Origin of the sequence: Burkholderia sp. Bmkn7 (genome assembly GCF_041103175.1) — a bacterium.
GTDB lineage: Bacteria > Pseudomonadota > Gammaproteobacteria > Burkholderiales > Burkholderiaceae > Burkholderia > Burkholderia cepacia.
This window is the reverse complement of record NZ_JBGCUH010000003.1, coordinates 277,278-291,850: the sequence shown is the minus strand read 5'-3', so window position 1 is coordinate 291,850 and position 14,573 is coordinate 277,278. Positions and strand designations below refer to the sequence as shown.

Below are 14,573 nucleotides of genomic sequence, written 5' to 3'. Positions count from 1 at the left end.
ACTTAGCCGTCAGTATGAGTTTCGTTGCGTGCGCAACCTTCCAGGGACACGCACGCGGGCGGCGCAGCGGGGCACATCGCTGCGGCCGCCACCGTGCGGCGCGCAACTCGCGCGCCGCCAAGCCCCGCTTACTTCCACAACGCGCAGCGCGATTCCTGCTTGGTCCCGAACGCCTGTTCGCCCGGAATCGTCGCGAGCACCTTGTAGTAATCCCACGGCTCCTTCGATTCAGCAGGCTTCTTCACTTCCATCAGGTACATGTCGTGGATCATGCTGCCGTCCGTGCGGATGTAGCCCTTCGCGTAGAAGTCGTTGATCTTGATCTTCTTCAGCTCGGCCATCACCTTGTCGGAATCGGTCGTGCCGGCAGCCTGGACGGCCTTCAGGTAGGTCGTCACCGACGAGTAATCGGCCGCCTGCAGGCTCGACGGCATCTTTTTCATCTTGCCGAAGTAGCGTTGCGCCCACTGGCGCGACGCCGCATCGCGGTTCCAGTACCAGCTGTCGGTCAGCACGAGCCCCTGCGTCGTCTCGAGGCCGAGGCTGTGCACGTCGTCGATGAACATCAGCAGCGCGGCGAGCTTCATCGTCTTCGTGATGCCGAACTCCTTCGCGGCCTTGATCGAGTTGATCGTGTCGCCGCCCGCGTTCGCGAGGCCGAGGATCTGCGCCTTCGACGCCTGCGCCTGCAGCAGGAACGACGAGAAGTCCGACGCGGACAGCGGGTGACGCACCGTGCCGAGCACCTGCCCGCCGTTCGCCTTCACGACATCCGACGTGTTCTTCTCGAGCGCCTTGCCGAACGCGTAGTCGGCGGTCAGGAAGAACCAGCTCTTGCCGCCCTGCTTCACCACCGCCGAACCAGTGCCCTTCGCGAGCGCCATCGTGTCGTATGCGTAGTGGACCGTATACGGCGTGCACTGCTCGTTCGTCAGCGTGTCGGCGCCCGCGCCGATGTTGATGTAGACCTTCTTCTTCTCGCCCGCGACCTGGTTCATCGACAGCGCGGTGGCCGAGTTCGTGCCGCCGACCAGCAGGTCGAGCCCGCCGCGGTCCATCCATTCGCGCGCCTTCGACGCGGCGATGTCGGCCTTGTTCTGGTGATCGGCATAGACGACCTCGATCGGCTTGCCGAGCACCTTGCCGCCGAAATCGGCGACCGCCATGCGGATCGCCTCCAGGCCGCCCTGCCCGTCGATATCCGCGTAAAGCCCCGACATGTCGGTGATGAAGCCGATCTTCACGGTATCCGCCGCGTGTGCGGCGCCGGCGGTGAACGCGGCGGCCGCGAGCGCGAGACAGGCCTGTGCGAGGGTCTTCATTTTCATTGACGTCTCCTGTTGTTCTGATGCGTTGTGGTTGTTCGAAGCCGCCACGGCTAGCGGCGAGAGAGACGGGGCGGCGTCACACCCCGAGCAGGTCGTGCAGGGTCGGCATCTTGCTTTCCAGTTCGGCCGCCTGGAAATGTTCGACGATGCTGCCGTGCTCCATCACGTAGAACCGGTCGGCGAGCGGCGCCGCGAAGCGGAAATTCTGTTCGACCATCACGATCGTGTAGCCGCGTGCCTTCAGCGCGACGATCATCCGCGCCAGCGACTGCACGATCACCGGCGCGAGGCCTTCGGAGATCTCGTCGAGCAGCAGCAGGTTCGCGCCGGTGCGCAGGATCCGCGCGACCGCGAGCATCTGCTGCTCGCCGCCGGACAGCCGCGTGCCCTGGCTCTGCCGGCGCGATGCGAGGTTCGGGAACATCGTGTAGATCTCGTCGATCGACATCGCGTGATCGCGCGGCCCGATCGGCGGCGGCAGCATCAGGTTCTCCTCGCACGACAGGCTCGAGAAGATCCCGCGCTCCTCCGGGCAGTAGCCGACACCGAAATGCGCGATGCGGTGTGTCGCGAGGCCGATCGTCTCGTTGCCCGCGACCTTGATCGACCCGCTGCGGCGGCCCGTGAGGCCCATGATCGCGCGCAGCGTCGTCGTGCGGCCCGCGCCGTTGCGGCCGAGCAGCGTGACGACCTCGCCGCGATGCACCGTCAGGTCGACACCGTGCAATATGTGGGATTCCCCGTACCAGGCCTCCAGGCCCGTGATCTCCAGCGCGGGCGTACCGCTTTCGACGCCGCTCAATTCGCGTTCCTCCCGTTCGCTGTGCTTCATGCGTGCGCCCCCGCGAGCGCCGCGTCGGCGCTGCCCATGTAGGCTTCGATGACGAGCGGATTCTTCGACACTTCCGCATACGAGCCTTCGGCCAGTACCTCGCCGCGCTGCAGGACGGTGATCGTGTCGGAGATGCCCGCGATCACGTTCATGTTGTGCTCGACCATCAGGATCGTGCGGCCGCTCGCGACCTTCTTGATCAGTGCGGTCACGCGATCGACGTCCTCGTGGCCCATCCCTTGCGTGGGCTCGTCGAGCAGCATCAGCTCGGGCTCCATCGCGAGCGTGGTCGCGATCTCCAGCGCGCGCTTGCGGCCGTATGCGAGTTCGACGGTCGGCACCTGCGCGAAATCGGTGAGGCCGACCTGCGTGAGCAGATCCATTGCGCGGTCGTCGAGCCGCTTGAGCGTGCGTTCGCTGCGCCAGAAATGGAATTCGGTGCCGAGCGCGCGCTGCAGGCCGATGCGCACGTTCTGCAGTGCGGTCAGGTGCGGAAAGACGGCCGAGATCTGGAACGAACGGATGATGCCGCGCCGCGCGACCTGCGCGGGCCGCTCGTCGGTGATGTCGATCCCGTTGAAGACGATCTGGCCGGCCGTCGGCGTCAGGAATTTGGTGAGGAGGTTGAAGCAGGTCGTCTTGCCCGCGCCGTTCGGTCCGATCAACGCATGGATCGCACCGCGACGCACACGCAGGTTCACGCCGTTGACGGCCGTGAAACCCCTGAATTCCTTGGTCAGTCCGCGTGTTTCCAGAATCGTGTCGCCGAGAATCATGTTCCCTTCCGTACGAAGTCAGGCGAAGCACCGGGAAGATTCGCGCGAAGCGGCCGCGAAACACGTCAGCGGATGAGCAGGCTGCCCCGGGCGCCGTGTTACGCCTCGAGGGTGGTCTCCCGCGCCGACGCGTATGCACACTGCGCCACATTGTCTCGCCGTTGGTGCAGTGCAATCATCGGGATTTGCACTTATAGGGCTGGCCGCCATGTCGCACGCGGCTGTGCACGGTTTTTCGCCACGTTTTTTTGACACGTGCATCATCGACCGTTGCCTCTTCGCGCGGCGCGGCAGGCACGCAACATGAAAGCCGTGCGACTGCACGGCTTGCATGGATCTTGCCGGTGAAGCGACGCAATCGACACGATCGGCACCGGCAGCTTGTTTCGCATATCGAATCAGCGGGCGTCATCATGACGGCCCGCTGTCGTGCGTGTCAGCGTTCCGTCACGCGGCCGTCGCCGCGGGCTCCGTTCGCACCGTCGTCGCTTCGCGCGCCGCGCGGCGATCGGCACGGATCATGTCGCTCGCGCGCTCGGCGATCATCAGCGTCGGCGAATTGGTATTGCCCGATGTAATGAAGGGCATCACCGACGCATCGACGATCCGCAGCCCGGCGATCCCGCGTACGCGCAGCCGGCTGTCGACGACCGCACGCTCGTCGTCGGCCCGCCCCATCCGGCAGGTGCCGACCGGGTGGAAGATCGTCGTGCCGACGGCGCCCGCCGCGTCGATCAGCTCGGCTTCGCTGCGGTATTGCGTGCCGGGCAGGATCTCCTCGGGCCGATAACGCGCGAGCGCCGGCGCGGACGCGATCCGGCGCGTGAGGCGCAACGCGTTCGCGGCGACGTGGCGATCGTGGTCGGTCGACAGATAGTTCGGCGCGATTGCGGGTGCGACACCCGGATCGGCGCTCGCGACATGCACGCTGCCGCGCGACGTCGGCCGCAGATGGCACACGGACGCCGTAAATGCATTGAAGCTGTGCAGCGGCTCGCCGAAACGTTCGAGCGACAGCGGCTGCACGTGGTATTCGAGATCGGGGCGCGTGAGTGCCGGATCGTCGGGATCGGATTTCGCGAATGCGCCGAGCTGCGACGGCGCCATCGACATCGGCCCGCGCTGCAGCAACGCATATTCCGCGCCGATCATCAGCTTGCCCCACCAGTGCGCGGACAGCGTGTTGAGCGTGCGCACGCCTTCGACGCGAAACGCCATCCTCAATTGCAGGTGATCCTGCAGGTTTTCGCCGACGCCCGGCAGATCCTGCACGACGTCGATACCGAGCGCCTGCAGCCGCCGGCCGTCGCCGATGCCCGACAGTTCGAGCAGCTGCGGCGAATTCACGGCGCCGGACGTCAGCAGCACCTCCGCGCGCGACCGCGCAACGTAATCGGTGCCGCCGCCGCGATATTCGACGCCGACCGCGCGCCGCCCGTCGAAAATCACGCGCTGCGCGTGCGCGCCGGTGATCACGGTCAGGTTCGGGCGCGCCATCGCGGGGCGCAGGAACGCCTTCGACGTATTCCAGCGCACGCCGCGCTTCTGGTTCACCTCGAAATAACCGACCCCGGAATTGTCGCCGCGGTTGAAGTCGTCGGTTGCCGGGATGCCCGTCTGCTGCGCGGCCTGCGCGAACGATTCGAGGATCTCCCAGCGCAGCCGCTGCTTCTCGACACGCCAGTAACCGCCCGCGCCGTGTGCGTCGCTCGCGCCCGCATGGTGATCCTCGCTGCGCTTGAAGATCGGCAGCACGCTGTCCCACGACCAGCCGGCGTCGCCGGTTTCCTGCGCCCAGCTGTCGTAATCCTCGCGCTGGCCGCGCATGTAGATCATCCCGTTGATCGACGAGCAGCCGCCGAGCACGCGGCCGCGCGGATACGACAGTGCCCGGCCGTTGAGCGCCGCTTCGGGTTGGGTCTTGTACAGCCAGTCGGTGCGCGGGTTGCCGATGCAATACAGGTAGCCGACCGGGATGTGGATCCAGTGATAGTCGTCCTTGCCGCCTGCTTCGAGCAGCAGCACGCGGATGTCGGGATCCTCGGTCAGGCGGTTCGCGAGCACGCAGCCCGCGGTGCCCGCGCCGACGATCACGTAGTCGAATTCGCCTTCGAGCGTGCGTGGAGTACTCACGGCGTGTCCCCTTCTTCGTTGTTGTGCGCCGCGCGGCGCGGTGCCGCGCGCATTTTCAGCATAGTGCGTCGCGGCCCGCGCTGGCGGCCGCCCGACACGACCGATGAAGCGTACTCCCGCCGCCGGCTGGCGATCCAATGAGTTATGCTGAACTGCGTTATAAGCCGCGCTCATATCACGACGATGGATCTCACCCTGCTCCGTGCGTTCGCGACGGTCGCACGCGAGGGCAACCTGACACGCGCCGCCGTGCAGCTGCACCTGACGCAGCCGGCCGTCAGCCTGCAGATCAAGCATCTGCAGGAAACGCTCGGCGTCACGCTGTTTACGCGCACGTCGCGCGGGCTCTCGCTCACGCGCGATGGCCAGACCCTGCTGCCGCATGCGGAACGCGCGCTCGCCGCGGCCGCCGACGTACAGCGCGCCGCTGCTGCGCTGCGGCATGAGGTGCGCGGCCGGCTGCGGATCGGCACGATCCTCGATCCGGGCTTCCTGCGGCTCGGCGGCTTCCTGCGCGCGCTCGTCGAAACCCATCCGCAGATCGAAACCGCGCTGCGGCACGGGATGTCGGGGTGGGTCATCGAACAGGTGCGCACGCAGGCGCTCGACGTCGGCTACTACATCGGCCGGCCGGGCGAGGACGATCCGCTCGACGGCGCACTGTTCCACACCGTCACGCTCACGCAGTTCGAGTACCGCGTGCTCGCGCCGGCCGGATGGAAGGAGCGCGTACAGCGCGTAAACGACTGGCGCTCGCTGGCCACGCTGCCGTGGATCTGGACGCCGCCGGCATCCGCGCACCACCGGCTGCTGTCGCGGCGCTTCGCCGACGCCGGCGCGCAGCCGCTCAAGGTTGCCGAGGTCGACCAGGAGCAGTCGATGCTCGATCTCGTCAAATCGGGCATCGGATTGACGCTCGCGCGCGACTCGACCGCGCTGGCCGAAGCGCACGCGCATGCGCTGACGATCGTCGAACGCGTGACGGTGCCGACCGAACTGACGTTCGTGACGCTCGCCGAGCGGCGCGACGAACCCGCGATCGCGGCGGCGCTGCGGCTGATCGAAGCGCAGTGGGCGATATGAGCGGTGCTGATGAAAGTGCGCGTTCCGGGCATCGGGCATCGGGCATCGGGCGTCGGGCGTCGGGCATTCCGCTGCCGGGCACGACACGCGTCATCGCGCCGCACCCCGCCCCTGCCGTCACGCCACCGTCTCCGCGTTTTTGCTAGATTGTGCGTTCGCACACCGCGAGACCCCGATTGAAGGAGACCCGCATGGCCCGCAACATCGAGATCAAAGCCCGCGCCCGCGAATTCGACCAGCTGCGCGAACAGGCGGCCAAACTCGCGACCGAAGCGCCGCTCTTCTATCGGCAGCAGGATTTCTTCTATGACGTGCCGCGCGGCCGGCTGAAGCTGCGCCGCTTCGAGGACGGCACGCCGGCCGAACTGATCTTCTACCAGCGCGACGACCGCGACGGCCCGAAGGCGTCGTACTACACGCGCAGCCCGGTGACGAACCCCGACGCGATGCACGCGCTGCTCGCCACCGCGCTGACCACGCGCGGGATCGTGACGAAGGAACGGCACGTGTACCTGGCGGGCCGCACGCGCATCCATCTCGACCGCGTCGACGGCCTCGGCGATTTCATCGAACTGGAAGTCGTGCTCGGCCCCGACGACGACGAAGCCGGCGGCGAAGCCGAAGCGCACGCCGTGTTCGCGAAGCTCGGCGTGTCGCCGGACGATCTCGTCGCGGTCGCATACGTCGACCTGCTGAACGCCGACACGCAGCCCGAAGCCGCCTGATCCGGCCCTGCGCCGGGGCGGCGCAACCCGCGCCGCCTTCGACCCTGACGCCCCGCCGCCGCCCTGTCGCCCTGTCGCCGTGTCAGGCCGCGCCGGGCGCCAGGTGCGCGAGCGGCAGCGCGCCGTTGCGCTTGAAGGTCGTCAGCACGATGTTCGAGCGCACGCTGTCGACGCCCGGCACGCGCATCAGCTTCTTCATCACGAACTGCGACAGCGCGTTCAGGTCGGGCGCGACGATTCGCAGCAGGTAGTCCGCGTCGCCCACCACCGCATGGCATTCGAGCACTTCGGGCAGCACGTCGATCTGCTGCTGGAACTGCTCGATGATCGAATCGCCGTGGTGCTTGAGCTTGAGGCTCGTGAACGCGGTGACGCCGAGCCCGAGCTTTTCGGGCCGGAGCATCACGCGGTAGCCTTCGATCACGCCGGCCGCCTCGAGCCGCTGCAGCCGCCGGCCGATCTGCGACGGCGACAGCGGCACCTCCTCGCCGAGCTGCTGATGCGTCGCGCGGCCGAAGCGCTGCAGCACGTCCAGCAGCGCGAGATCGAAGTGATCGAGTTCCAGCATGAGCATTCTCCGCATTGATTCCTGATTTGATGCGCGATTATCGCATCATCGCGCGAATCAACGCCAATATTGCGCCCATTCCGCGCGCAGCCCGCTCTACACTTGCATGGTTCACAACCGCCACGTGCAGAGCCAGATCATGTCCACCGTCGTCACCGCGAAACTGCAGGAGCAGTTCGATGCGGGCCTCGAAACCCGCGCCGATTTCACCATCGACCAGCCGCTCGCGCGATACGGCCAGGTCGACCACGCGGTGTGGAAGCAGCTCTATGCACGCCAGTCGGCGCTGCTGCGCGGGCGCGCGTGCGACGCGTTCGTCGCGGGGCTCGGGAAGATCGACCTGCCGGCCGATCGCGTGCCGTCGTTCGCCGACGTGAACCGCCAGCTGAAGCCGGCAACGGGCTGGGAGATCGTCGCCGTGCCGGGCCTCGTGCCCGACCGCGTGTTCTTCGAGCATCTCGCGAACCGGCGCTTCCCGGTCACCTGGTGGATGCGCCGCCCCGACCAGCTCGACTACCTGCAGGAACCCGACTGCTTCCACGATCTCTTCGGCCACGTGCCGCTGCTGATCGACCCGGTGTTCGCCGACTACATGCAGGCGTACGGCCGCACCGCGCTCGCGGTCGCCGACGACGAAGCGGCGCTGGCGCGGCTCGCGCGACTCTACTGGTATACGGTGGAATTCGGGTTGATCCGCGATCCGCGCGGCACGAACGGCCTGTCGATCTACGGCGCCGGGATCGTGTCGAGCAAGGGCGAAAGCCTGTACAGCCTGGAAAGCGCGGCGCCGAACCGGCTCGGCTTCGACCTCGAGCGCGTGATGCGTACGCAGTACCGGATCGACACGTTCCAGAAGACCTACTTCGTGATCGACGATTTCGCGCAGCTGTTCGCGCTCGCCGACGTCGACGGCCGCGCGCTGGCCGACCGGCTGGCGGCGCTGCCCGAGTTCGCGGCCGGCGCGGTGCTCGATACCGATCGCGTGCTGCATCGCGGCACCGGCGAAGGCTGGCCCGACGACGCCGACGCGTGACCCGCGAGCGGGCGCCGATGGTCGCCGGATGCCCGTCCCCGGATGCCCGTCGCCGGATGGCCGTCCCACAACTATGAAACAATGACCGGTGCCGGCTTCGTCGCGCGGCGCAGCCGCGCGCGGGCGCCGTTACCGAACGAGAGGTGCAAGATGATCCACAAGCTCACATCAGAAGAACGCAAGACCCGGCTCGAAGGCCTGCCGCTCTGGTCGGCCGTACCGGGCCGCGACGCGATCCAGCGCAGCCTGCGCTTCGCCGATTTCAACGAAGCCTTCGGCTTCATGACGCGCGTCGCGATCAAGGCGCAGGAAATGAACCACCATCCGGAATGGTTCAACGTGTACAACCGCGTCGACATCACGTTGTCGACCCACGACGCCGACGGCCTGACCGAACGCGACATCGAACTGGCGCTTTTCATCGACCTTGCCGGCGCGCACGCGAAACCGGCCGCCTGACACTTTCCTCTACCGCCGCGCGTCCTTCGATGCGCGGCGCGTCAACTTTTCATTTCGATGAACGTTTTCTAGGATGTAGTCAGCGAAAGCCTTCAGCTTTCCAAGCCATCCTTAAGGCGCACGTAAGTCTCGTACGCATTCCGTGCCTTGGGGTCCAAACCTTCCAGTTGCAGCGCGCCTTGGCGCTGTACAATCAGCAGCGCATACGGCTTGGAAAGCGCGCTGGCCTCTTCGCAGAGTTTGAGTTCGTCGCCGCTCGACGGCGAGCGGGCGCGCCAGAAATTGATCGCGGCTTCTAGGTCGTTGATCGAAATATCGGACATGATTGGATTTAATCGTTCGCTGGCCGCCATGCTTGATGTCAGGTGTCGCGGCACCCCTGTGGAAACGGCGTCGTGCTGTCCGCGTGCCTGAACCGCCAACCCATTGTACTTGAGCGAACTTCATGCGACTCCTTCTGATCGAAGACGACCGCCCCATCGCACGCGGTATCCAGAGCAGCCTCGAGCAGGCTGGCTTCACCGTCGACATGGTGCATGACGGCATCTTTGCCGAACAGGCGCTGGCACAGAATCGCCACGAACTCGTGATCCTCGACCTCGGCCTGCCGGGCATCGACGGGATGACGCTGCTCACGCGCTTCCGCCAGACCAACCGCCACACGCCCGTCATCGTGCTGACCGCACGCGACGAGCTGAACGACCGGATCCAGGGCCTGAACTCCGGCGCCGACGACTACATGCTCAAGCCGTTCGAGCCGGCCGAGCTCGAAGCGCGCATCCGCGCGGTGATGCGCCGCAGCGGCCCGCACAGCGACATGCCGCGCCCGGAAGTGTCGCTCGGCGGCGTCCGCCTGTCGGGCGTCGATCGCCGCATCTTCAACGACGACAAGCCGCTCGAACTGTCGCCGCGTGAATTCGCGGTGCTCGAGATGCTGCTGCTGCGTCACGGCCGCGTCGTCAGCAAGGCCCAGCTGCAGGATCACCTCACGCACTTCGGCGGCGATCTCGGCGACACCGCGATCGAAGTCTACGTGCACCGCGTGCGCAAGAAACTCGAGCAGTGCCGCGTCGAAATCGTCACGGTGCGCGGCTTCGGCTACCTGCTGCAGGAAATCCGCCAGACGGCGAGCGTCTGAACGGCGGTGCGGCGCACCGGCCGGCCTGGCCCGCCGGCGCGCCCACCCTGCCCGCATCGCCGCCCGGCGTACGACCGCGCCGCTCCCCGTGAGCGGCGCTTATCCATTTGCCCGTCGAAATGTCACCTGATCCGGCTGTGACCACCAGCCTGCGCCGCTCGCTGCTTCGGCGCCTCGCCGCCCCGTTGTCGATGCTCGCACTGATGAGCGGCCTGATCGCCTACTGGCTCGCGTGGCAATACACGCAGCACGTGATCGACCGCTCGCTCGCCGATCTCGCGACCGCCATTTCCAAACAGATCCAGATCGCCGGCCCCGACGCGCCGTTCACGGTGCCGCCGCTCGCGCAGGCGATGTTCTCCGATCCCGCCGAAGCGCTGATCTACCGGATCAGCGACGGCGAACAGGAACTCGCCGGCGATCCGAAGCTGCCGCTGCGGGGCATCAACGTGCGCCGCATGCATCACGCATACGTGTTCGAGGCCGAATACGACAACCGCGCGGTACGGGTCGCGCAGGTGCGCGTCGACAACGTCGAGGGCGGCAAGCCGATGGTCGTCGAGGTCGCGCAGCCGGTGCGGCACCGCTACCGGATCGCGGCCGAATTCCTCGTCGCGATCATGATGCCGCTGCTGCTGCTGCTGCTCGCGGGCTGGGGCATCGTGTGGCGCGTCGTCAACCAGCAGCTCGGCCCGCTCACGCATCTGGCCGATTCGCTGAACCGGCAGACCCACACGTCGCTGGAACCGGTCGACGAAACCGAGGTGCCGCTGGAAATCCGGCCGCTGACGAGCGCGATGAACGCCCTGCTCGGCCGCCTGAAAACCGCGCTCGACGCGCAGCGCAAGTTCATCGCCGACGCCGCGCACCAGTTGCGCACGCCGCTGACGGCCGTGAAGCTGCACGCGGAGCAAGCGGCCGTTGCACGCGACCCGCACCAGACCTTCGCCGCGGTGCGCGAGCTGCGCGCGGCCGCCGACCGCGCGGTACGACTGTCGAACCAGTTGCTGTCGCTCGCTCGCGCGGAACCGGGCGAGCAGGCCGCGCGGTTCGTCGACGTCGACCTCGCCGCGATGGCATTCGAGACGGGCGCCGAATGGGTGCCGCGCGCACTCGCGTCGCACGTCGACCTCGGCTTCCAGCGTACCGACGATCCGGGTGACGACGAGAAGCTGGTCGTGCGCGGCAACCCCGTGCTGTTGCGCGAGGTGATCGCGAACCTGCTCGACAATGCGCTGAAGTACGTGCCGCTCGCGCGGCCGGACGGTGCGCGGATCACGGTGAACGTCGCGCGCGGCGCGCTCGAGGGCGGCCAGCCGGCCGCCGAGATCGTCGTCGAGGACAACGGCCCCGGCGTGCCCGCCAACCAGCAGGCCGACCTGTTCAAGCGCTTCTTCCGCGGCGACGCGCAAAACGGCAACGGCGTCGAGACGGGCGCCGGGCTCGGCCTCGCGATCGTGCACGACATCATCGCGATGCACGGCGGCACCGTATCGTACGAGGATGCGTCGGAAGGCGGCTCGCGCTTCGTGGTGAGGGTGCCGCTGGCTGCACGCACGGACAAGCCGGCCAGCGAAACCCCGGCCGCCGAGTCGACGCACTGAGCGATTCGCGGCGGGCAGCCCCTGGCCGGGCCGCGCGCCGGATGACGAAGGCGGAAAACCCGGCAGCAAGCCGCATGATGCGGCAGCCGGGCGCTGAAACGGCAACGGCAGCGCACGATGCGCCGCCGCCTGCGTCACTTCCTGTTTTTCTTGTCCTTCGAACGGGACTCGGACTTGCCGTCCTTCTTGTCCTTCTTCTTTTTCTTCTTGCCGCCGTCGTCGGGCGTCGCGAGCAGCGTGCCGCGGCACGACGTTGCGCCGCAATGGCACGCGTATTCACGCTTGAGCGACTTCGTCAGCTTCGCGTCGATCACGAGGCCGTAGTCGTAGAACAGCTCCTCTTCCGGCCCGATGTCGCGCAGCGCGTGAATGTACACGCGGCCTTTGACTTCCTCGGCTTCGCAGTTCGGTGCGCACGAATGGTTGATCCAGCGCGCGCTGTTGCCGTCGATCTTGCCGTCGATCACCCCGCCCTCGTCCAGTGCGAAGTAGAACGTATGGTTCGGTTCGCTCGGGTCGTGCGGATGGCGACGCAGCGCTTCCTTCCACGAAATTCGTTCGCCCTTGTATTCCACTACGCGCTCGCCGGCCTTGATCGGCGCCACGGCGAACACGCCCTTGCCGTGTACTCCCGAGCGGCGCACCGCGATCCTGCGTGAACTCATCGACCGAATCCTTGTGAAAACGACTTGAATGGGGGCGGCCGCGATCGCGGCCTCGCGCCGCGCAAAACGAAAACGCGGCACCGGTCGGTGCCGCGTCGGGGCATGCGGCGAATCACCCGCATCCTACACGTTCACGATTGCTTCGTTCAACATCACACGCAATATTGCGCGTGCGATGCTCAACGCTGGCCGAAAGCGACGTCGCCGAACAACGCCTTGTGCTCGCGCGGCTGCGAACGCCAGTACTGCGGCGGCGCCGTCACCTGGGCACCGAGCTCGGCCGCCGCATGCCACGGCCAGCGCGGGTCGTACAGCATCGCACGCGCCATCGCGACGAAATCGGCATCGCCGGCCTCGATCAGCCGGTTCGCATGCGCGGGCTCGTTGATCAGCCCGACGGCAACCGTCGGCATGCCGACCGCGCGCTTCACCGCCTCCGCGAACGGCACCTGGTAACCGGGCGACAGCGGAATTTTCTGCAACGGCGACACGCCGCCGGACGACACGTCGATCCAGTCGCAGCCGCGGCGCTTCAGTTCGTGCGCGAACGCGATCGTATCGTCGAGCTCCCAGCCGCCTTCGACCCAGTCGGTGGCCGACACGCGCACGCCGACCGGCCGGTCTTCCGGAAACGCCGCGCGCACGATCTCGAAGATCTCGAGCGGAAAGCGCATCCGGTTTTCGAGCGAGCCGCCGTATTCGTCGGTGCGCTGGTTCGCGAGCGGCGACAGGAACTGGTGCAGCAGGTAGCCATGTGCCGCATGCACCTCGATCGCGTCGATGCCGAGCCGTGCGGCACGCTTCGCCGAGGCCGCGAACGCTTCACGGATCCGGTTCAGGCCGGCGGCATCGAGGGCGAGGGGCGGCGTCTCGCCGTCCTTGTGCGGCACCGCCGACGGCGCGTGCGGCAACCAGCCGCCGTCGGCGACCGGCACGAGCTGACCGCCCTGCCACGGCACGTTGCTCGACGCCTTGCGCCCCGCGTGCGACAACTGCATCGCGACGCGGATCGGCGAATGCTTGCGGATCGCGGCCAGCACGGGCTTCAGCGCGGCTTCGGTCACGTCGTCCCAGAGGCCGAGGTCGCCATGCGTGATGCGCCCGTCCGGTTCCACCGCGGTCGCCTCGATGCAGAGCAACCCCGCGCCCGACAGCGCGAGATGGCCGAGGTGAATCATGTGCCAGTCGGTCGCTTCACCGCGCTCGGCCGAATACTGGCACATCGGGGAAATCACGATCCGGTTCGGAAGAGTCACGCCGCGCAGCGTGAACGGGGAAAACAGCGCAGTCATGGAGGCCGCTCGCCAGGAAAGGAAAGAGCGAACGAGCGTAGCACGCAGGCCGCAAGCGTGCTGACGGTGCACGCGGCAGTAAGCGGATGGTCAGGTACGGCCCGTGGCGGGTTGCCGGCGACGCGGCAAACCGCGCGCATGCGGCGATGCGCCGGCCTGCAACGGACGCGGGCCGGGCAACCGCTTCGCGGCAAACGGCGGCGCCGCTTGCCGCGTCAGAGCCCGACGCCGTCGAGCCACTCCGCGAACATCCGTCGCGCGGCCGCCTCGAGCGCGGGGCCGTGCTGCGCGGTATCGGCGCGCAACTGGCGCGCGTCGATGCCGGGCGTGGCCGCGATTTCGCCGGCGTTGGCGATCAGCCACGGTTCGAAGCGGTCGGTACGGATTTCCGGATGGCATTGCAGCGCCAGCACGTGCTGGCCCCACGCGAATGCCTGGTGGCGGCAGGCCGGTGTCGACGCGAGATGAATCGCACCGCCCGGCAGGTCGAACGTGTCGCCATGCCAGTGCAGCATCGACGTCGCCGCGCCATCGAGATGGCGCAGCGGCGATGCACGGCCGGCATCGGTGAGCGTCAGCGGCGCCCAGCCGAGTTCGTGCTGAGCGGCCGGGTAGACGCGCGCGCCGAGCGCCCGGGCGATGAACTGCGCGCCCAGGCAGATGCCGAGGATCGGCAGCCCGGCGTCGATGCGCGTGCGTACGAGCGCCGCGAGCGGCGCGATCGTCGGATACTGCGCGTCGTCGTACACGCTGAGCGGCCCGCCGAGCACGACGAGGAGCGACGGTTCGAGTACGTCGAGCACCTCGAAGCGCGATGACCCGACGTCGACGTAGCGCACCCGCCGCCCCCGTTCGCCGAGCACCTGCTCGAAGCTCCCGAGATCCTCGAAGTGCACGTGGCGGATCGCCACGACTTCAGCGTTCATCATCGGCCTCC

15 protein-coding genes are annotated in these 14,573 nt (G+C 67.4%); 6 read left to right on the top strand and 9 right to left on the bottom strand.

Annotated elements, in window-relative coordinates; genetic code table 11:
* Positions 1-128 precede the first annotated feature (128 nt).
* From AB3K92_RS22780 to AB3K92_RS22765, 4 genes are all read right to left on the bottom strand, one after another.
* Entirely contained in the window at positions 129-1,328 is a 1,200-nt protein-coding gene (locus AB3K92_RS22780) for an ABC transporter substrate-binding protein (RefSeq protein ID WP_021160428.1), read from the bottom strand.
* Positions 1,329-1,404: 76 nt separating this feature from the next.
* Positions 1,405-2,160 (bottom strand): ABC transporter ATP-binding protein, encoded by a 756-nt coding sequence (locus tag AB3K92_RS22775; protein ID WP_021160427.1) that lies wholly within the window; start codon positions 2,158-2,160, stop codon positions 1,405-1,407.
* Entirely contained in the window at positions 2,157-2,936 is a 780-nt protein-coding gene (locus tag AB3K92_RS22770; RefSeq protein WP_021160426.1) for an ABC transporter ATP-binding protein, read from the bottom strand. Before AB3K92_RS22770 ends, AB3K92_RS22775 begins: the two co-directional genes overlap by 4 nt.
* A gap of 447 nt (positions 2,937-3,383) precedes the next feature.
* On the bottom strand, positions 3,384-5,069 hold the full coding sequence (locus tag AB3K92_RS22765; protein WP_369465866.1) for a GMC family oxidoreductase: 1,686 nt from the start codon (positions 5,067-5,069) through the stop codon (positions 3,384-3,386).
* A gap of 183 nt (positions 5,070-5,252) precedes the next feature.
* Between AB3K92_RS22765 and AB3K92_RS22760 the strand changes: the two genes are divergently transcribed.
* Together AB3K92_RS22760 and AB3K92_RS22755 are read left to right on the top strand one after the other, a co-directional pair.
* Positions 5,253-6,152, top strand: a complete 900-nt coding sequence (locus tag AB3K92_RS22760; protein WP_124467960.1) for a LysR family transcriptional regulator — start codon at positions 5,253-5,255, stop codon at positions 6,150-6,152.
* Between the two features lie 191 nt (positions 6,153-6,343).
* A complete protein-coding gene (locus tag AB3K92_RS22755) occupies positions 6,344-6,877 on the top strand; it encodes a class IV adenylate cyclase (protein ID WP_048023987.1) in 534 nt (177 codons plus the stop codon).
* Between the two features lie 82 nt (positions 6,878-6,959).
* Here AB3K92_RS22755 and AB3K92_RS22750 read toward each other — a convergent pair whose 3' ends face one another.
* Positions 6,960-7,445 (bottom strand): Lrp/AsnC family transcriptional regulator, encoded by a 486-nt coding sequence (locus AB3K92_RS22750; RefSeq protein WP_006408082.1) that lies wholly within the window; start codon positions 7,443-7,445, stop codon positions 6,960-6,962.
* Between the two features lie 139 nt (positions 7,446-7,584).
* On the opposite strand from AB3K92_RS22750, the gene phhA reads away from it, so the two are divergent.
* Positions 7,585-8,478 (top strand): phenylalanine 4-monooxygenase, encoded by an 894-nt coding sequence (gene phhA, locus AB3K92_RS22745; protein ID WP_059857622.1) that lies wholly within the window; start codon positions 7,585-7,587, stop codon positions 8,476-8,478.
* An 81-nt stretch (positions 8,479-8,559) separates the two neighbouring features.
* Positions 8,560-8,937, top strand: a complete 378-nt coding sequence (locus AB3K92_RS22740) for a 4a-hydroxytetrahydrobiopterin dehydratase (protein WP_255221837.1) — start codon at positions 8,560-8,562, stop codon at positions 8,935-8,937.
* 92 nt (positions 8,938-9,029) lie between these two features.
* Here the strand turns inward: AB3K92_RS22740 and AB3K92_RS22735 are convergent, their stop codons facing one another.
* Positions 9,030-9,260, bottom strand: coding sequence for a DUF3717 domain-containing protein (locus tag AB3K92_RS22735; protein ID WP_021160419.1), 231 nt, complete (start codon positions 9,258-9,260; stop codon positions 9,030-9,032).
* 122 nt (positions 9,261-9,382) lie between these two features.
* On the opposite strand from AB3K92_RS22735, the gene AB3K92_RS22730 reads away from it, so the two are divergent.
* Together AB3K92_RS22730 and AB3K92_RS22725 are read left to right on the top strand one after the other, a co-directional pair.
* Complete coding sequence (locus tag AB3K92_RS22730; RefSeq protein WP_006401494.1) at positions 9,383-10,075, top strand: response regulator transcription factor; 693 nt, start codon at positions 9,383-9,385, stop codon at positions 10,073-10,075.
* Between the two features lie 119 nt (positions 10,076-10,194).
* The gene (locus AB3K92_RS22725; RefSeq protein ID WP_048023988.1) at positions 10,195-11,679 is read left to right on the top strand and encodes a sensor histidine kinase; all 1,485 of its coding nucleotides are present in this window, start codon (positions 10,195-10,197) and stop codon (positions 11,677-11,679) included.
* A gap of 134 nt (positions 11,680-11,813) precedes the next feature.
* Here the strand turns inward: AB3K92_RS22725 and AB3K92_RS22720 are convergent, their stop codons facing one another.
* The 3 genes from AB3K92_RS22720 to AB3K92_RS22710 form a co-directional block, all read right to left on the bottom strand.
* Positions 11,814-12,344: an SET domain-containing protein gene (locus AB3K92_RS22720; protein WP_042975626.1), complete on the bottom strand. Its 531-nt coding sequence runs from the start codon at positions 12,342-12,344 to the stop codon at positions 11,814-11,816.
* 179 nt (positions 12,345-12,523) lie between these two features.
* Entirely contained in the window at positions 12,524-13,636 is a 1,113-nt protein-coding gene (locus tag AB3K92_RS22715; RefSeq protein WP_369465865.1) for an NADH:flavin oxidoreductase/NADH oxidase, read from the bottom strand.
* A gap of 215 nt (positions 13,637-13,851) precedes the next feature.
* On the bottom strand, positions 13,852-14,562 hold the full coding sequence (locus tag AB3K92_RS22710; protein WP_042975637.1) for a glutamine amidotransferase: 711 nt from the start codon (positions 14,560-14,562) through the stop codon (positions 13,852-13,854).
* Between the last annotated feature and the right edge of the window lie 11 nt (positions 14,563-14,573).

Bases quoted from the DNA above. Each gene is read 5' to 3' on its own strand.
- AB3K92_RS22780 (WP_021160428.1), bottom strand. From the start codon at position 1,328: ATGAAAATGAAGACCCTCGCACAGGCCTGTCTCGCGCTCGCGGCCGCC.
- AB3K92_RS22775 (WP_021160427.1), bottom strand. From the start codon at position 2,160: ATGAAGCACAGCGAACGGGAGGAACGCGAATTGAGCGGCGTCGAAAGC.
- AB3K92_RS22770 (WP_021160426.1), bottom strand. From the start codon at position 2,936: ATGATTCTCGGCGACACGATTCTGGAAACACGCGGACTGACCAAGGAA.
- AB3K92_RS22760 (WP_124467960.1), top strand. From the start codon at position 5,253: ATGGATCTCACCCTGCTCCGTGCGTTCGCGACGGTCGCACGCGAGGGC.
- AB3K92_RS22755 (WP_048023987.1), top strand. From the start codon at position 6,344: ATGGCCCGCAACATCGAGATCAAAGCCCGCGCCCGCGAATTCGACCAG.
- AB3K92_RS22750 (WP_006408082.1), bottom strand. From the start codon at position 7,445: ATGCTGGAACTCGATCACTTCGATCTCGCGCTGCTGGACGTGCTGCAG.
- phhA (WP_059857622.1), top strand. From the start codon at position 7,585: ATGTCCACCGTCGTCACCGCGAAACTGCAGGAGCAGTTCGATGCGGGC.
- AB3K92_RS22740 (WP_255221837.1), top strand. From the start codon at position 8,560: ATGACCGGTGCCGGCTTCGTCGCGCGGCGCAGCCGCGCGCGGGCGCCG.
- AB3K92_RS22735 (WP_021160419.1), bottom strand. From the start codon at position 9,260: ATGTCCGATATTTCGATCAACGACCTAGAAGCCGCGATCAATTTCTGG.
- AB3K92_RS22730 (WP_006401494.1), top strand. From the start codon at position 9,383: ATGCGACTCCTTCTGATCGAAGACGACCGCCCCATCGCACGCGGTATC.
- AB3K92_RS22725 (WP_048023988.1), top strand. From the start codon at position 10,195: ATGTCACCTGATCCGGCTGTGACCACCAGCCTGCGCCGCTCGCTGCTT.
- AB3K92_RS22720 (WP_042975626.1), bottom strand. From the start codon at position 12,344: ATGAGTTCACGCAGGATCGCGGTGCGCCGCTCGGGAGTACACGGCAAG.
- AB3K92_RS22715 (WP_369465865.1), bottom strand. From the start codon at position 13,636: ATGACTGCGCTGTTTTCCCCGTTCACGCTGCGCGGCGTGACTCTTCCG.
- AB3K92_RS22710 (WP_042975637.1), bottom strand. From the start codon at position 14,562: ATGAACGCTGAAGTCGTGGCGATCCGCCACGTGCACTTCGAGGATCTC.